The sequence below is a fragment of the Anaerolentibacter hominis genome (assembly GCF_032380675.1).
Classification (GTDB): Bacteria; Bacillota; Clostridia; order Lachnospirales; family Lachnospiraceae; genus Anaerolentibacter; species Anaerolentibacter hominis.
In genome coordinates, this window is record NZ_JAWDIX010000001.1 from 1 (window position 1) to 19,088 (window position 19,088).

6 protein-coding genes are annotated in these 19,088 nt (G+C 44.2%); 4 read left to right on the forward strand and 2 right to left on the reverse strand.

Features of this window, described 5'->3' with window-relative positions:
• On the forward strand, window positions 1-540 hold a 540-nt coding region (locus tag ABCW47_RS00005), incomplete at its 5' end, for a hypothetical protein (RefSeq protein ID WP_343207809.1).
• 115 nt (window positions 541-655) lie between these two features.
• Here the strand turns inward: ABCW47_RS00005 and ABCW47_RS00010 are convergent.
• Both ABCW47_RS00010 and ABCW47_RS00015 read right to left on the reverse strand, forming a co-directional pair.
• The gene (locus ABCW47_RS00010; RefSeq protein WP_343207810.1) at window positions 656-1,198 is read right to left on the reverse strand and encodes an NADH peroxidase; all 543 of its coding nucleotides are present in this window, start codon (window positions 1,196-1,198) and stop codon (window positions 656-658) included.
• 175 nt (window positions 1,199-1,373) lie between these two features.
• Window positions 1,374-1,769 (reverse strand): Fur family transcriptional regulator, encoded by a 396-nt coding sequence (locus ABCW47_RS00015; protein ID WP_343207811.1) that lies wholly within the window; start codon window positions 1,767-1,769, stop codon window positions 1,374-1,376.
• Between the two features lie 327 nt (window positions 1,770-2,096).
• Between ABCW47_RS00015 and ABCW47_RS00020 the strand changes: the two genes are divergently transcribed.
• The 3 genes from ABCW47_RS00020 to ABCW47_RS00030 all read left to right on the forward strand — a co-directional run bounded on the left by ABCW47_RS00020 (window position 2,097) and on the right by ABCW47_RS00030 (window position 19,075).
• Entirely contained in the window at window positions 2,097-2,753 is a 657-nt protein-coding gene (locus tag ABCW47_RS00020; RefSeq protein ID WP_343207812.1) for a hypothetical protein, read from the forward strand.
• Window positions 2,726-3,295 carry a signal peptidase I gene (gene lepB / locus ABCW47_RS00025; RefSeq protein WP_343207813.1) on the forward strand — a complete coding sequence of 190 codons (570 nt, stop codon included), beginning with the start codon at window positions 2,726-2,728 and terminating at the stop codon, window positions 3,293-3,295. The genes ABCW47_RS00020 and lepB overlap by 28 nt, the downstream gene beginning before the upstream one ends.
• Window positions 3,296-4,279: 984 nt before the next feature.
• Complete coding sequence (locus tag ABCW47_RS00030) at window positions 4,280-19,075, forward strand: GLUG motif-containing protein (protein WP_343207814.1); 14,796 nt, start codon at window positions 4,280-4,282, stop codon at window positions 19,073-19,075.
• Window positions 19,076-19,088: the final 13 nt, after the last annotated feature.

A 19,088-nucleotide genomic window follows, 5' to 3' on the forward strand; every position in this document is an offset into this window, starting at 1 on the left:
ACCATGAGCATGGGAAGCACGGTATTCGCAAAGGATGTAACCGACAAGAGCACGACAGAAGTGACCAAGGATGGAACCAGCAATGACATGACGTTAAAGGGAACGGTAGGAGAGCCGGGAGCAGACTTAATCAGCGTGGTACTGCCATCCAGCATTAATTTCCAGATCGGGACAGATGATGCTGGTAAATTTAAGAACCTGATCACGTCAACGGGAACAATTACGAACAACTCTACAATCGGAGTAAAAATCGAGCTGGCAGAAGTAAAGGATAACGGAGGGCTGTTAGGCCTGGTAGACCTGGCACTGGCGCCGAAGGATGAGGATAGTGCAACCGTAATGACAACGTATAAGCTGTCTGCCCCACTGGCAACCCCGGTGGAGCTGGCAACGAACCTGGAAAAAGACGGAACCCTCAGCCTGAAAGTATTCGGACAGAAGAATGACGCGGATGGAGAGATTGCAGCGGGGGAATACAACGTAGTAACGACGTTAAAGGTAACTGCTGTGCCAAAGGCAGACCCGGCACCGGTAGAATAATCTACATAAGGAACCAGATCAAAATCAATAAAAACGAAACATTCTGTGCTTATTGTAAAAAGTGAAGGGAGCGTGAAAACGCTCCCTTCTGTAGCAATAGAGTAGATGAACTTAATTAGCCGAAATATCTCTTTAACAGACCAGCAAACGCTTTGCCGTGTCTAGCCTCGTCTCTTGCCATCTCATGAACGGTGTCATGGATCGCATCCAGGTTCGCTTCTTTGGCCCGTTTTGCCAGGTCGAATTTGCCGGCGGTAGCACCGTTCTCAGCGGCAACTCTCATCTCCAGGTTTTTCTTTGTGCTGTCGGTAACCACTTCACCGAGAAGCTCCGCAAATTTAGCGGCATGTTCCGCCTCTTCGTAGGCAGCTTTCTCCCAGTATAAACCGATCTCTGGATAGCCTTCTCTGTGAGCGACTCTGGCCATAGCCAGGTACATACCAACCTCAGAGCATTCACCTTCGAAGTTAGCTCTTAAATCTTTTTTGATATCATCGGAAACATCAGAAGCAACGCCGACGACATGTTCAGCAGCCCAGGTCATATCGGAAGACTGCTCTTCGAACTTGGAAGCAGGAGCTTTACAGATAGGGCAGAAGTCGGGAGCGGAATCCCCTTCATGAACGTAACCACAGACTTTACAAACAAACTTTTTCATAATACTTATCTCTCCTTTTATTTATGTATATAATAAAATATTTTTACTGTGCAGTAATAGTAATCATTACTGATATTTATATAATAACCAACTTATGCCAATTTGTCAATAGTTTCATAAAACTTTTTTCTAGACCGCTCTATATGGCCGCAGGCCACATGAGCGGTCTGTTTTTCTAATTCTCAGCGGTTTTACAGCAATTTCCGCAAATACCATAGAAATAAGTGGAATGTCCCTCGATTTTCCCATCAAATGATTTGGACGCCATCTCGTTGATCATGTCCATATCCGGCAAATCCAAATCCAATACCCTGTGACATTTATTACAGATGAAATGATAGTGGGGGGAAGCATTTCCGTCAAATCGGTCGCCCGACTCTCCGCAGGACAACTTCTGTATCTCTCCGGTGTCCGTCAGTAAATTAAGATTGCGGTATACCGTGCCAAGACTGATATTCGGATAAATCTCTCTAATGTGAGAATAAACCGTGTCTGCTGTCGGATGTTCTTTTGTACCGGCCAGGTAGGTCTTGATCGCCTCACGCTGTCGGCTGAACTTAAGTGCTGGCATATATCAATCCTCCTCTCTTATCAGTAATAGTTATTAATTTCATTATATGAAGGAGAGGGGAGAATGTCAAGTAAGAATTCTATTTAACGTAAAGTAAGATACTTTGCGACATTTCATAATGAAATACAAAAAATAGGCAGATTGGATGATAAAAATGGCTTAAAAATGAGGCGGTTAAACTCATTTAACCCCTCTGATTTAGTTTTATATCTGATAAAAAGAAATGTCGTATAAGTACAGGCAAATAAAAAGTTGAGACAGGCGTCGGCTAAGGAGAAGGCAGATGGTTGTCTTAGGCTGTTGTCTGGGAAAGAAGGGGGAATGGATATGGAGAAAAAGGAACTGGCAAGGATCACATTCCGGACGGGATTGATGGGCTACCGGAAAGAAGAAGTGATGGACTTTCTGTACGACCTTCTGGAACAGATGGAGGAAGAGAAAAAGGAGCATGAGAGAGAACTGAGGAAGAAAGAGGAAGTGCTTCTATTATATAAGGAAGGAAAAGAAAGCGCGGAGAAGATCTATGAGATGTTCCTGGAGCAGATGAAGAGGAATGAAAGCCTGTACGGGGAGACGAGGGAGCTAAGAAAAGAAGCGGAGATGCTGAGGGAGAGAAAGAAAGAGCTGGAAGCAGAGCTGTCCGGGTACCGGGAGAGGAAAGTGGAGCGAAGGACAGGAAGGGAAGTGCCTGTATCTGCCGGAAGAGGAATGAGCATCGAAGAGTTCGAGAGCAGGAGCGGAAGGCTGTTAGGAGAGGTATTTGAAGAGGCCAGAAGAGAGGCGGAGGAGATCCGGAGAGAAGGAAGAGAAGAGGCAGGGCGGATCAAACGGCAGGCGGAGGAAGAGAGAGAGGAACTGAAGAGACTGGTAAGAAGAAGCCGGGAGGAACTGAACCGAAGCGGGGAAGCATACGAGAGGCTGCTGAGTGAGATAGAGGAGCAAGAGAGAGAGGGCCGATGGGAAGAGAGAGGCTTGCAAGGCTGAAGAGGCTGGTAGAAGAGGAAAGAAGAGAGCTCGGGAAGAGAAGAAGAAGGAGAAGGAGAGCGGTTGTGCTGGCAGGAGCAGCGGCTGTGCTGGCGGTGCTCTACGTGCTGACGCTGGGAATCGGGATACGGATGGTATGGGGAGATTCGATGTACCCGTCGTACCAGGAGGGAGACGTGATCGTATACCGGAGAGGGAGAGAGATCGAGGTAGGAGAAGTAGCGGTGATCGAGACGGGGTATGGGAAGCTGCTGAAGAGAGTGGCAGGAAAGAGCGGAGATAAGATAGAGATCGAAGAAGGAAGCGGGAAGGTAAGAAGAAATGAGGTCACGCAGGAAGAGAAGTATGCGGTAGGAAAAGAGAAGAGTGAGAGCAGCATCGAGTACCCGTATGAAGTAGGGGAAGGAGAGGTGTTTGTGCTGGGGGATAACAGGGAGAGTTCTCTGGACAGCCGGAGCAGGGAGTTTGGAGTGATAAAGGAAGAGCAGATCAAGGGGAAAGTGGTCTATGTGTGGAGAAGAGTAAGGAATCGGATGGAGTAGGGAAAAGACAGAGGGAAGCTCTGAGAAGATAGAGACGGGAAAAGACAAGAAAAAGAAAAGGTGAGGGACATGAGAGAGAGAAGAAACCAGAAGAGAGCAGAGCGCAGATGGGGCTGGCTGGCGGGGCTGGCGGTGATGGTAGCAGCGGGGGTGCTGTTAATCAGCGGAGTAGGAAGGGTACTGGCGCTGCGGGAGAATGGAAGAGAAATCGGAAGTATCGGAGAGCTGGAGAGATACTTAAGCATAGAGAGTGAAGAGTATGAACCAGGGGGGAAGTATGTCCTGACGGCAGATCTGGACCTGACAGGAAGAGAGATCACGATAGGGGATAACGTGGAGCCGTTCGTGGGAGAGTTAGACGGAGCAGGCCATGAGATAAAAGGATTGAGCAGGCCGCTGTTCGGGAAAGTAGGGCAGGGGGCGAAGATAGAGAACCTGGTAGTAGAAGGAACGATAAGAGAAGGAGAGCTGTACGGAGCGGGAGAGGGATACATAGAAGGGTATGGACTGTTAGCGGCGCATATAGAGGGAGCGGAGATACGGAATATAGGAGCAGTAGGAGAGATCGAGATAGGGGATAGAGCCGAGAGAGAAGTGAGGGTAAGGAAGGGCAATGAAGAATTAATAGAGAAGAAGGAAGAACCGGGTAAGTCAGAGACAGGGAGTAATGAAGAGGGAACGAATAATAAGGAAGAAGGAATAACGAAGAAGGAAGAACCGAATCAACCGGAGCAGGAAGGTAACGGGGAGGGTATAAATAAGGAAGAGCCGAACATACCGGAAGATCCAGAGGCAACAGATTCGGCAAATCCGGAGACCGGGAGTAACGGAGAAGGAACGAATAAAAAGGAAGAAGGAATAACGAATAAGGAAGAACTGAGTAAGCCGGAGCCGGAGGGAAATCAACCGGAGCAGGGAAGCACCGGTGAGGAGTTAAGTAAGCCAGAAGGGACTGGAGAAGCTGATAAACCGGAGGAACCGGCAGTGGGTGAGCCGGAAGCAGTTGTGGACCCGGTTGCGAAGTTATTTGGGCCGGTGAAGGCGATGGCAGCGGAAGCAGATATCGTGAATACGGAGGAAGATACGTCTGGAACGGGGGAGGGGACCAATGTACCGGATACCACACCTACAACGCCGGATACCGGAGATACCGGAACAGTACCCCAGCCGGGAGAACCCGCGGAGGGAGAAGGGACAGGAACCCCGGATGTACCGGAGGTAAACCAGCCGGAAGGACCAACAGAAGGGCCAGCAACAGAACCAACCGACCCGGATGTACCGACGGAGCCGGAAGCACCGGTTGATCCGGCGCCGGATCAGAAGGAAGATACCACCCAGCCGGAAGAGACGGCAGGGGATGAATACATAAGAACGACGGCAGAGGAGGTCTGTGTGGGCGGCCTGATCGGCGTGAGTGAGGGAGAGAGCCTGATCCAGAACTGCTATGCATTCGTGAAGATCACGAAGAAGGGAAATGAGACCGCGGCGGCAACCGGCGGTTTTATTGGCGTGTTAAAAGAAGGAGGCCGGATCGAGAACAGCTATGCGACGGGAAGTGTGGAAGGAGCGGCTGTACTGGGCGGCTTTGCGGGAATCAATGAAGGGGGAATCGGAGCCTGCTATGTATCGAATACGTTAGGGGCAGGAGAAGAAAGAGGAGCCTTTGCCGGAAGATACGGAGAGAGAGCAAGTGCAAAGGAATGTACCTATGACTACCGGATGAGCTGCGGGGAGGATAAGCAGGCGCAGAGGAAGGGAACGGAAGAGCTGACGGGAATCCAGGACAGCCTATCCGGAGAATGGCATTATACGGAGGGAGCGTATCCGCAGCTGCCGTATTTTGCGTTAAACGAAAAGATAGAAATACAGAAGAAATCGAAGGCGAGCGCGATCGCGCTGCAGCTGGGAAGCGGAACGATAGAGGGAGTAGAAGGAGAGATTGAGTTAGTCCGGGAGATCGAGGGAGAAGCGATTGAATGGAGTGCGAGCGGGGATATTAGCCTGACGGAAGAGGGAAAGGCAGTTTTAAAGAGCAGCGCAGAAGAAGAGGGGATAAGTGCGCCCGAAGAAGGGATCGTTTACAGTGGAGTACTGCGTGCTGCGTTGGGGGCGGAGGAGAAGGACTTTAGTGTTAGTGCGCTGAGTGAAAGACTGGAAGAAGAACGTGTTATTAGAATTTACAATGCCGCTGACTGGAATAGGTATTTTAATGATAAAACTCCTTCCAGCGTATCTAAAATGACAATTGAACTGATGACCGATATAGACTTTGGCAGTATAACGACTTCGTATAATTCCAAAACATTACCCTTTATGGGTACCTTGAAAGGTAATGGGCATACAATTTCTAATTTACAAAACCCACTCTTTGGCTACATTAAGGATGCGACAATAAAGGATCTGAGAATGTATTGGGGCAGTAGAGTGATGTCTTCATCAACAGAGGCGCATTTTGGATATATTGCAAAAGAAATAATACCTGGTAAAGGTGAAACATTAATAGAAAATGTAAGATTACAGGATGGAAATCATCGGTTTACCGGTAAAGGAACTACATTTTATAGAGGCGGATTTATTGGCTATATACCAGGAAGTGCACAGAGCCCGGTTATTTTCCGCAATTGTGAATTAAATGAGTATGATACAGATGGAATCTCGAATTTGGGTGGATTTGTTGGACGAGGCTCCTATATTTCCTTTGAAAATTGCAAGGCTACAGGACATATTACTAAGGGAACTGGTAAATATGTAGGAGGATTTGCCGGATATCTGGAAAATAGTAATATAGAAAATTGTACTTCCGAAGGATTTTCTTATAACCTGGCACTATCCGGTACTGATTATGTAGGGGGCATGGTTGGTTATGGGAAAAATATTACTATTACGAATTCTACAGCTGGAATGAGGATAGATCCATCCAGAACAGGAAAATACCGGGGCGGCGTTGCGGGATACTTAATTGATTCTAAAGTAGATAAAACAAATGCGGCACAGAGTGGAAAAAATCAAGGTGAACTTCTTGTGCAGGGTGGTACCGGATATGTGGGTGGATTTACAGGCTATGCAGAAAGAAGCGAATTTTTTGAATGTAATGTCAACAAGGTCAAAATAACCAGTATTGGTTATTCTGTAGGAGGGTTTGCTGGTAATTTAAAAGACTGTACTGTTGTAGAAAATTGTTACGTGACAGCGAGAATCTCTATTATCACTTCAAATGATATACCGTCCGAAGTTGGTGGCTTTGTAGGATATAATCCAAAGACTAATATAAAAAATTGTTTTTCTCAGACCGAAATAGAAAACCCTGTAACGTATACACTTGGTGGATTTGTTGGCCTGAATGGAGGTAACATTGAAAGCTGTTATAGTAATAGCTTTATTACAGGTGAACTTAAAGTTATTGGATTAACAATAGGGGGTTTTTGTGGCAGCAATAGCAGTGGAATAATTAAGGATTGTTATTCCACTGGTTTGATAGAAAAGAATTTAGTGGATAGTTTATTACGTTTAGGAGGTTTTGTTGGATATGTGAGGTATTCTCAAAGCCAGACAATTGTTAATTGTTATTCAACTGTCAGGGTAGAAGATGGATATAGTTTTTTTGGATCGGAAACAGATTGTTCAGATTGTTTTGTGAATTGTTATTATGATAAACAAATAGCAGGAAATCTCCCGGAAGGCCCAACTGACATGAGTGGAGTTGAGGGAATAAATACAAGAGATTTTTTAAAGTCAGATATGAATGGATTTAACAACAGAGAAGAATGGCTGCATACAGAAGGATACTATCCAGAACTAACATATTTTAGTAATTCTGAAAACAGAGGCCTTCAAACGTTATCACAATTGTCGGTTCAACCTTTAATATTACCTGAAGGGGAAAGTTCAATAGATCTGACATTACAAAGTAAGATTACGTATTATCCGGATGAAACAGGAAGTTGGCGTTCTGATCCGGCAGAATCAATGAAATTTCAGAATGGAGTCTTGACGATTGCCGAAAACGAGGAAGGATTAATAAACTCGGCAAGGATTATTTACACAAACGAGGATGGTTACAATAAGTATTTTAAAATAAATTATTCCTCTCAATGTACAATTAAATCTCTTGAGGACTGGGAATTTTATCTGGGGGATGGTGTGCCCTCTGAAAACTTCAACAGATGTTATAATCTGGAATTTGAGGGTGGACAATGCGATTTCAGTACTTTGAAAAATAGTGTGGGAACGACAGATCATCCTTTTACAGGTATTATAAATGGGAATAATCAAAAGATTACTGGTCTGAACCGACCCCTATTCAATACAATGAGCGGGGGAACAATAAAGGACTTGGCGATTGAAACGAATATACAAAGTACCGGAGGGGAAACAATAGGAACTTTGGTTTCAGAGATTACGGGAGAGCGTAAAGGCGAGATTACGAATTGCAGGGTATCGGGATCGATAAATGGGAAAGGAATTACAGGAGGACTAATAGGAAATGCAAATCTTTCGAAAAATAGAGTGACGATTGACAACTGCAAGATTGATTTATCTCTTGCCGGCGGACAATATACTGGTGGAATTGTTGGATATGATCAAAATACAGTAGTCATAAAAAATAGTTCTTTTACCGGCCGGGTTAAGGGAGAAAGCTATACAGGTGGTTTGATTGGATATAGCTCAGATCACACTGATGTATCTGCCAAAATTGAGAATTCATTTGTTCATGGGAGTATAAAAGGCGGTAAAGAGTATACCGGTGGGCTTATAGGGTTCCTAAAAACCGGGTTAATTCTTAACTGTTATATGGATGGTGAGGTTTCAGGAACAGATTATGTCGGTGGTACCATCGGCTGTCAAAAAGGACTGTCTACTCCAAAGATATTAGCGCAGCAGGTATTTAGTAATGTTGTCGTTTCGGGAACAGACTATGTTGGTGGCTTTGCCGGTGCTACACAGGGAGTAATAAAAAATTGCTTTGCATCTGGCTCGGTACAAGGACGTTATATGGTGGGCGGCTTTGCCGGAAATGTATCAGACTTTGGTGCTTCTAACATGGCTAAATTAGAAAATTGTTATTCTTCCTGCTATGTCGAGGGGGATACTTATACAGGTGAATTTGCTGGAAGCCCCAGTATTAGCGCAAGCTGTTTTACCAATTGTTATTATGATATACAGATGTCAGGAATTAAGATAAGTGATACAACAACATCTGTCGAGTCGGGTAAAACAACGGCTGAAATGACATCTGCAAATATAGATGGACTTCCCGGTATCAGTGACCAGAATGATATTTGGATTCTTGAATCAAATCAGTATCCGCAGCTGAAGACATTTGCCGATAACAGCCAGACAAGAGATATCTCAAAGGCATCAACGACAGCAATTTTTCTGCCAGAGGGAGAAACCGTACGTACGTTAACCGGACCGATTGTAATCAGAACAAACGAAGGCACGTGGTATGGAGAGCCAGAGGGGGCTATCTTAATTTCGGGACAGTCGGCAGAGGTCATTTCATCCGGAAGAACGGAACTGCTCTATAAACTGGGAAATGCGAGCCGACGTTTTGTAATTAATGCCAGTGGAACGACGATCAGAATTACATCTTTCGAAGAATGGGATAAGTATCTGGGAAGCAATGCTACCAGTGCCAGCATGAAGGGTTCTTATTTACTGGATTTTTCAGGACAGACAGAGGACTTTTCTAAACTTAAGATTAGTGCTGGCTCTGAAGAAAATATTCCATTCAGCGGAAGTCTGGATGGAAATAACCAGATAATAACCGGGCTTACAGTACCTTTATTTAATTATATAAATGGGGGAGAGATTAAAAATCTGTCCCTGAGTGGCGTTAATATTCATTCAAACAGCGATGATTCGTTAGGCAGTCTGGTGAACACTATTATGCCCAGCAGAGTTTCTTCGATCATAAATTGCAAAGTAGAAGGACGGATCATACATGAAACCTCAGGAATGGCTACTGGAGGTCTGATCGGGAGTATTCAGGGAGTAAGTGGAAAAATAGTTCATCAAGTTGTGAATTGCAGCAGTAATACAGAGGTTAAGGGCGCAATAAATACTGGTGGACTGATAGGAGAAATTAGTTCAGGAGAAATAAAGAGTAGTTTCAGCGGTGGAAATATATCTGGAAACACCACAACCGGAGGATTTATAGGAAAGGCAGAAGAAACAACGATAAATAACAGCTTTTCCTTCTGCGCGGTAGAAGGAAGGGATAAAACCGGCGGTTTGATAGGAGAATATAATGGGGGCACGATCAGTGACAGCTATGCAACAGGATCAGTGTCAGGTTATCAGTATACCGGCGGCCTGGCTGGGCTCGTGGCATCAGGGACTATACAGGATACATACAGTGCAGGCACGGTTACTGGAAGTTTGGATACAGATCCAGTATGCGGAGGAAAGACAGGAGGTTCTTTTCCAAGATGTTATTTTGACAAAAAGATAACAGGCATGGATAACAGCATTGCCACATCCTATGGGAAAACAACACAGGAGATAGTCGAAGGAACTGGTTTAGCAGGAATTAGTGATGATGCTGTTAACTGGACACTCTCACCTGGCCATTATCCAAAACTAGTTGCTCTGAAATCATCGGAAGCTTCGGATATTTCAACATTTACAATTACATTTGCAAACTCTTCAGATACAGCTAATAATGTCACTTCAGATATTACGCTGTGGGACTCCGACGATAATTGGAGTATTACACCTTCTGGAAGTATGTCAATAGCCGGTGGGAAGGCTTTACCGGTAACAGGCGGTACAGCATATCTTCAGTACAGGAAATCTGGCATTGGCAGAGATTTTACGCTGAAAGTAACCGGAACAGTAATTATTATCAGTAATTATGCTGATTGGGATCAGTATCTGGGGACGAAGGCAACAAAGGCGTCCCTCGGCGGTAATTATCGTTTGTCATTTGGTGAGGATGGCTGTGATTTTGGCGCTATGCAGGAAAGCTGCGCGGCGAAACCGGAACGGGCATTTTATGGTTCTTTGGATGGAAATAAACAGGTAATTAAGAATCTTTCACAACCGTTGTTTGGTTATATTGCGGGAGGCAAAATCTCCAATTTAACTCTGGAAGGAACCGTGTATGGTTCAGGAGAACAGCCTCTTGGAATGCTGACTGGAATTATTCGGGGTTCCAATACTGTGATAGAAGAATGTCATGGTAAAGGTGCCGTTATATCAGACATAACTGGTAACGATGTGACGGGTGGTCTGATCGGACGGATCGAAGGGCTTAATCATACAGTGATTAACTGCTCATCGGAAACAGATGTTTCTGGTAATAACGTTGTTGGTGGATTAGTCGGAGAATTTAGCCACGGAACACTGGAGAATAGTTATGCTTCCGGAATAGTAGAAGGTAATTCTTATTTGGGAGGATTAATCGGATGCCAGGAAGAAGGAAGTAGTGTTAAAAATTGTTTTGCTTTCAGTGATGTTAAGGGTAACGCTTATCTTGGAGGACTAATAGGGCAGGGAAACAGTGGATCAGCGGAATATTGTTATGCAAGCGGCACAGTTTCGGGAAAACAGACAATCGGCGGATTTGCAGGCAGTAGTGCTCTTACCATAGCATCATGCTATTCTACAGTTAAAACAGTAGGAACAGACAAGACAGGTGCATTTCTGGGAGAGCAGCCTGGAGGAAGCGTTGATGGGTGCTGTTTTGATAAGCAGATCAGCTGTACAGAAAAGGCAGTCGGCAACTCTTCTGGTACTACATCAATACAGGCATTGCTGACCAAAGAAATGATCGGACCGGATGGTATGGGAAGTATGGGAGAAGCTTATGCTGGAGACTCATGGGCAAAGACAGATAAGCTGTATCCCCGCTTAAAGGTTTTAAAGGATAATGAAACAGCTGTTATATCAGCAGTCAGTCTGTTCCTTGCGGACAGCCTGGAGAACGGTTCATATGAGACATTAAATACGGTTAAAGAAACAATTGAAATTCCGTTAATGAGCGGAGATTATCAATTTATATGGAAAGAAAAGCAACGGCCGGAAAAAACAACAATAAACAGAAATGAGGTTAATTTTACCGAAGGGGGACGATACACGTTATCGGTTCAGCTTTCTACAGGAACCAGATCTAAAAATTTTGATTTAATGTTCATTGGGACTGTAGTTTATATTCATAATTTGCAGGAGTGGGAGCAATATTTAGGCTCGGGGGCAACAGAAGAAACCCTATGTGCAGACTATATCCTGGATTTTGAAAATAAGAAATGTGATTTTTCGGAGCTTGTAAAAAGTTCTGCAACGACATCGTTAACCTTTAAAGGTACCCTTGATGGTAAGGAACAGGTTATTTCTCATTTAGCGAGGCCTTTGTTTGATAAGATTCTGGACGGAACTGTTCAAAACTTAATTCTGGAAGGAGACATTACATGGACTACAGCAACCGGAATATCAAGTAACATGGGAATGCTGGCCGGTACGGCAGGGAATGAAACTGGTGTATTGAAGATAATAAACTGCCATGCCTCAGGGTCGATTAAGGTGTTTAAAGGAACAAACAATTACTGTTCTGCAGGCGGGCTTGTTGGTTCTGTAGAATGTGATACTTCAAGGTCAAATATCATTAAGGGCTGTACTGCAAATGTTAAGATAGACTCCGAAACAAACAGTAACAATGGCGGATTGTTAGGCAGTATATATGGGGGATTCGTTCAGAACTGCTTTGCTATTTCTAATATCTCGGGATACTATGCAGGCGGGCTTATAGGCTCTGCAGGAGAAACGAAGATAGATAACGTATATGCGACCGGAATATTAAAAGCTGAATATGCAGGCGGGCTAGGCTATGAGATGTATCGCTGCATCGTCAGTAATGCATATGCCAGCTGTCAGCTGCCAAACGCAATATACAGGAGTGGTTTTGTCTCTACATTAAGCGGAACTAGTACATTTAATAATTGTTATTATGATAAAGATATATCAGGTACCAAACAAGCGGTTTTCAATAATAGTAATACAGGCTCAAAGATAGAAATTATCGGATTAACTACGAAAGATCTTACTTGTGCAGATAATCCGGAGGTCGTATTTTCAGATGCTTCATTTTGGGACAGACAGGAGGGGATATATCCGCAATTGTCTTGTTTTTCCAGAAAAGAAAGTTTAGTTCAGCCTGCATCAGAGGTATCAGCGACAACTATTATATTATCGTCCGGTGATGAATACCATACGGTCAGACATCCCATACAATACCAAAAATTATCGTGTGATATTATAGATCCTTCGGGGACATTTACATTAACTGAAAATACTGGATCAATAAGAGAAGACATAATTGGCAAAAAAGTTTCCTCTATTCTTTTTTCAAAAGAGAAATATCAGAAGGAGATATCCATGACTGTAATTGGAGCCCCTATTATGATACATAATCTTGATGAGTGGGAGAGGTACTTGGGAGCGAGTGCTTCAGCCGAAACGCTGGATGGAGTCTACCAATTGGACTTTGCCGACAAAACTGCTGACTTCAGTGCTCTTTCAACAAGTGCGGGAACTGAGATGTTTCCTTTTACCGGAATATTGTTGGGTGATAATTATCGTATTGTAAATCTCAGCAAGCCACTTTTTGGAATAATATCAAGTGGGCAGATTTATGATCTTAGTCTGGAGGGAGATATACAGGTTACTCAGCATAACGTTGGAATGCTTGCAAAACAAATTATAACCACTAGTGAGAATCTGTATGGGGCGAAAATCTACAATTGTTCTGTGACAGGCAGCGTTGTTGCTCCCTTAAATAATAATACATATATGTACGGTTGCATCGGTGGAATGGTTGGATTTATCGGTAGCCAGAGTGCCGGTGGAATGGATGCAAAAACAACCTTTTTTGAAAGATGCTATGCAGATGTAGAGGTGAGTGCTTCTTCAGGCGGCGGCCTCGTCGGCGAGGCGATAAATACCGATTTTAATGAGTGTTATGTGAATGGACGGATCAACACTAGCGGAGGTCTGGGATCTGGAGGAATTGTAGGATATCTTCACCCAGGAACAATAAGAAATTCCTATGCGGTAGGATATGTTACAGGATATTTTAATGGAACAGGAGGACTGGTAGGATACCTGAGCAATAGTTCTAAACTCGAAAAATGGCTGGTTAATTGCTATTCGGCAATGAGGCCGATTGGAAAAGGTGACACGGGGGCTTTGGTTGGAAGATACAGTAATCCGGACCAGGTTGAGAACTGTTACTTTGACAGGCAGATAACTGGTCTGGAATTAGGAACAGGCAGTGGTCCTGCACGTGATAATATGATTCCTTTCACTACAAAGGAGCTGGCAAAAGGAAGTAGAAACAACCTTACCGGATTTATTGACAATCCTGTTTGGACAATAATAGATGGAAAATATCCACAGCTTACTTGGTTTGCTGAAAGTAAAGATGTGAAGACACGCAGCCAGTCGGAGACCTCTTCAGTACCCATTTTTCTTGAAGATGAGGGCGCTGAATATGTTAAAAATTCATTTGCCTATGAAAATCGTTCGGGAAATTGGAGTGTACAGGGAGAAGCCTTAACACTTGCTGATGGTATAGCTACACCGATGGAGACAGGACGGATTATATTGAACTACGTAAGTGACTCTGGATGTCGAAAAGATTATTTATTGGATCTAAAGGGTGAAGCTATACTAATTCGCAATCTTAAAGAATGGGAAAAATATCTGGGATCTGGTGCTGATGAAGAGTCCTTGCAGGGTGTTTACCAACTACGATTTGCGGAAGGAGTCTGTGATTTTTCCGAATTATCAGCCAGTTGTGGACTGGATGAAAAATATCCATTCAGAGGGACTCTGTTAGGTGAAAACCAAAAAATAACAGGCTTAAAAAAACCATTATTTCAGTTCATTACTGATGCAGAGATTCGGGATCTAAGCATAGAAGGACATATAGCAAGCAGCAATGGTTCGGGACTGTTGGTTGAAAAAATAGTTGACGGGGGTGCCTGTAAGATATTGAACTGCCATACTGATGGCTCCGTGACAGGATACACAGCGTCCGGCTTAATAGGAAAATTAACGGGAGCAGGTCATTTAATAAAAGAATGCTCGTCGTCGGCAACAATCAAGGGTTCATCTGTTTCTGCCGGAATACTAGGATATGCGCAGTCTTATAGTGGCTTCACCATGGAAAATTGTAAGGTGACCGGAACTATAATGGGTTTGGGTGGCTACAGCGGAGGATTAATTGCACTTTTAGATGGTGTCAAAGCTGAAATCAAAAACTGTTATGTAGAGGCGGATATATCCGGTACATCAAGTATAAACGGAGGCCTTGTTGGAGCTGGCACTAATACTGCCGGAGCTGCGACGATTGAAAATTGTTACCATATAGGTAACATCACCGGAAAATATGCGGGAGGCTTAGTCGGAAGAGATACATATAATATAAAAAATTCTTACCATGTTGGCGATATATCAGCAGTAGTTAGTGGTTATGCAGGAGGTTTGGCAGGATATTATACCGGTACGATGTCTAACTGTTTTTCGGTCGGCAAGGTTAGCGGAATATATGCAGGGGGGCTTTGCGGTTATCTGAAAGGCCAATCAACAGTAACGAACTGTTATACGACCTGTAATGTAGAGGGTATCAATACCACATCGTACCTGGGCGGTCTGATTGGTTTCAACAGCGATGGGAGTGGTACTTCACTAAATCGGGTATTTAACTGTTATGCAGCCGGTAAGATAGGACTATCCAAAACAGTGACAAATCCGAGCATATTAAATATGGGTGGCATCATTGGAAAATCCGAAAAAAGTATAAATCCCGAAAATTGGAACAACTGTTATTATGATATGCAACTGGCTGGTACATTAAAAGGAATTGGTGTTGGAAGTACAGAAGAAATAGCGAGCGCAGGCGCTAAACTGACAACTGAGTTAACTGGAACTGTTGCCGGAAATCTGGGACTAGAGGAAGATGTTTGGCTATTTAATGAACATTTGTACCCGCAGCTGAGGATATTCTCTGAGAACGAGAAGTCGGCTGTATTGTCGGAAATTTCCACTGTTGCTATCTATCTGGCTAATGATGAAACTTCAGAGGACTTTAAGAGTGGGTTTGAATATTATGTCGGTAACCCTGAAAACTGGAGCGAAACAATGGGAGTCATTGATTTTCTCAATGGCAGAGCATCTATCAAGCCGGAGTACACAGGACCACAGTATTCTTTTGATATTGTATACCGAAAAAATGGATTTTCACGAACATTTTGTCTGGAAAGTCAATTGAAAGAAGGTACGATTACCATAACGTCATTAGAATTATGGGAAATGTATTTGGGAAGCAATGCGACGAAGGCATCTCTGCAGGCAGACTATATATTAGATTTTCCTTCAGACAGCTGTGACTTTTCAAGTTTGAGCTGCAGTGCCGGATATATCTCGTCCAAAATTGGGGACTTCACTGGTACTCTGGATGGAAATTACCAAAAAATAATTGGACTAAAGGTGCCCCTTATATATTCACTTTCAGGGGCATCCGTCAAAAATTTATTGCTGGAAGGGACAGTGGCAGGTAAAGGGATGCTGTCGACAGCCTGTACAAATTCTACTTCAATTATCAACTGTCATGTGACAGGAGTCGTCTCCGACGTGACAAATGGAGTAGGAGGCTTGTTAGGATCGGCAACTAATTCGACTATTACGGGATGCTCTTCTAATACTTCGGTCACAACATCTTCAAATACTGCTGGAGGGCTGATTGGTACCGCCACAAATTGTATTGTTGATAGTTGTTATGCAAACGGAATAATTACAGGTCGCTATGAAGTCGGAGGATTGTTGGGAAATGCGTCTAAAGGCCGTGTGAATAATTGCTATGCGGTAGGACAGGCCAGAGGAGAAACGATGGTAGGAGGGCTCTGCGGTAAACTATCATCAGCGGATAGTGATTACAACTATGCTGTGGTACAGATATATGGCGATCTGACCAAATGCGGCGGGTTAGTTGGGGATGGCGCAATTTCCACAAAAAATGTATATGACAAGCAATTCTCGAATGTAATGAAAGATCTCGGAAATTTCTCAGTTACTATACGTGGGAAATTAACAAACGAAATGATAAACGATGGCCTAACAGACTTTGCGGCGAACGGAGATTACTGGATAATGACTCCTGGGGCTTATCCCCAGCTTAAGTTAATGAAGGAGAATTTATTTACTGAAGTTCAATCAGCATCCAGGGTATCTTCAACATGTATTTACCTGTCAGATGGAGAAACAGCCGAAACAGCTAAGAGCCCGATTTCTTATGATTTAACTTTGCCGGGAAATTGGGCAGGAGAACGTTTAGATAATATTAATCTGGAAAATGGAACTGCTGTTCTGACTGGAAAATATGCAACTTTATCTTATCAGGAGGAAGATTATACAAGGCGTTTTGCTCTGCAAAATCCAAATGCTGAAGAGAAGGTTATAGTAATTCATACTTTGGAGGAATGGGAAACGTATCTTGGAAAGGATGCAACGGAAGAAACATTAAAAGCAAGTTATCAACTGGATTTTACAGAAAGTGGAGGAAAGGCAGATTTCTCACAGTTGAAAGAAGGCGGGAGTCTGGTTAACTCACATGTATTTACGGGAACTTTAGATGGAAACGGACAGACGATAACCTCATTACAAGTGCCACTGTTCAAGTATATATTGGGAGGAACGATAAAGAATTTGTCTGCAGAAGGAAATATAACCAACACCGATATTAGCACTGCAACTAATACAATGTCGATGGTGACGGACTATGCGATTGGAGGTTCAACATTCCGGAATATCCATATATCAGGTTCTCTAAATAATGCTAATAGTAAATATGTGGGTGCGCTCATCGGATATTCGGCGGGAACAGATACTGATCACATGGTTCTAATAGACAATTGCTCCTCTGATGTAACAATAAACGGAACAGGTAGTAATATTGGCGGATTATGTGGTTATGTGATTAATACCAGTTTCAGTAATTCCTTTACTTGTGGAAGTATTACCTCAGACAAAGGATATATTGGCGGCATTGCAGGATACAGTTTGAAAAATAGTACCATAGACAATTGTTTTACGATGTGTTCTCTTGTAAATACGTCTGTCACTAGTTCAGATGGTGGCGGTGGGTTGGTTGGCTGTGTAAATGATACCTTGACAATAACAAATTGTTATTCGGCAGGCTATATACAGGGTCAAAGCGTTGGTGGAATTATTGGCAGGATATCAAGCAGCAGTTCCTTAAATTATACGAGTGTTCAAAACTGCTATACATCTGTTTGCGTTAACGGCGGTGGTGATTCCGGAAGCTTTATTGGGGCTGCTTCACAAGTTAACAGTAAGAGTGTTATTGTCAACTGTTATTCTGATTTACAAGTGAATGGATATAATAGGGGAAGTGCTAATACGAATATTTCGGATGCAGTATCTATGAAGTATACACAGGAGATGACAGGTACGGTACTCTCTGGTTTGACTGCCGAGAACGGTTGGATTATATCCGAAGGTTTGTACCCTAGGCTTGCAGTTTTTGGAGATACGCCTGAGTCTATTGTCAGTGCGATTCCTATATATCTTTATGCAAATACGGAAGATGACTGGGATAATGCAAATGGACTAACCCAGGACTTTACCGTACCTACAACCATTCAGGGAAAGAATGTTACCTGGACTTCCTCGGACGACTCCATCGCTGTGATAAATCCCAAGGGAGAATCGGTATTTAAAAACAAAACAGGAAGTTTTACGGTAAAGGCCACAAGAGACGGAGCCAGCCGGGAATTCCGGTTAAATGCCATTGTTCCGATCTACTCCACCATAGACTATGCCGTGACGTTACCGGCGGTGGAAACAGCAGATGCCGCATGGAGCCGGGCTGACCTGCTTGCAAATGGGGAAATAACCGGTATAGCAGACCGGACCTTCCCGCGTTATAGTGTGTCCTCTACGGACGCTGGATTTGAGCTGCCGCAAACCTATACGCTCACTGACACAGCTGCAGTTGCCGCCAATTACAGTACCTACGGTACCGTAAATGCCAACTCTAAGCTGGGCTTTGCCCTGGAGACGACCACCGGATCGGAGATTGACCTGTCCCAGGCCCTGAACAGCCCGATAACCGGGGTGATCGGGATTAAGCTTTACAATGCGGCGGCCTACAACTGCCCGGATGATCAGTATTTCCGGATTATCCTGGAGGTGCCGGATGACCGGTCGGTGGCCATCAACGTGACCATTCCGGGTATTCAGAATAAGCGTTTGGATATCACGGTGCCTGTACCAACGCAGATCAGTCTGCAGCCGGGTATCCGGAGCAAAGCTTATACCCAGGAATGGACGGCACAGAATAATACCGCCTATCCTCTTACCCTGACCCTTGCGGCAGCAGCGCCGGGAGAAGCGGCCGGAGAGGACGGGGTAAGCCTGAAGCTGATCACTCCGGAGATAGCCATCCGGCCGGGAGAAGAGCTGATCACGGAGGGTGTAAAACTTGGCTTGTCCTACACCGAAGGAGACGGAGAGGAAATGAAAGAGACCTGCCTGTACTACAATCCGGCGGAAGGGGCGGCACAGCCGCAGATGAAGTTTGGAGCAGGCAGGGCGCAGAACCTGAAATACTTCCTGGAATACAGCCCGTACTATACGGGGACAAAACGTCATTTCAGCTACCAGATCCGATACAATGCGGGAATACCCGAGGAGGATGTGGAAACAGGAGGATTTGAGGTAAAAGAACCGGCAGCGGAAGGAACGTCGCCGGCAGAATAAGGAGGCAGGAAGG

What these genes read in the sequence shown, in the direction of transcription:
- ABCW47_RS00015 (WP_343207811.1), bottom strand. Translation starts at nt 1,769, where the DNA reads ATGCCAGCACTTAAGTTCAGCCGACAGCGTGAGGCGATCAAGACCTAC.
- ABCW47_RS00010 (WP_343207810.1), bottom strand. Translation starts at nt 1,198, where the DNA reads ATGAAAAAGTTTGTTTGTAAAGTCTGTGGTTACGTTCATGAAGGGGAT.
- lepB (WP_343207813.1), top strand. Translation starts at nt 2,726, where the DNA reads ATGGGAAGAGAGAGGCTTGCAAGGCTGAAGAGGCTGGTAGAAGAGGAA.
- ABCW47_RS00020 (WP_343207812.1), top strand. Translation starts at nt 2,097, where the DNA reads ATGGAGAAAAAGGAACTGGCAAGGATCACATTCCGGACGGGATTGATG.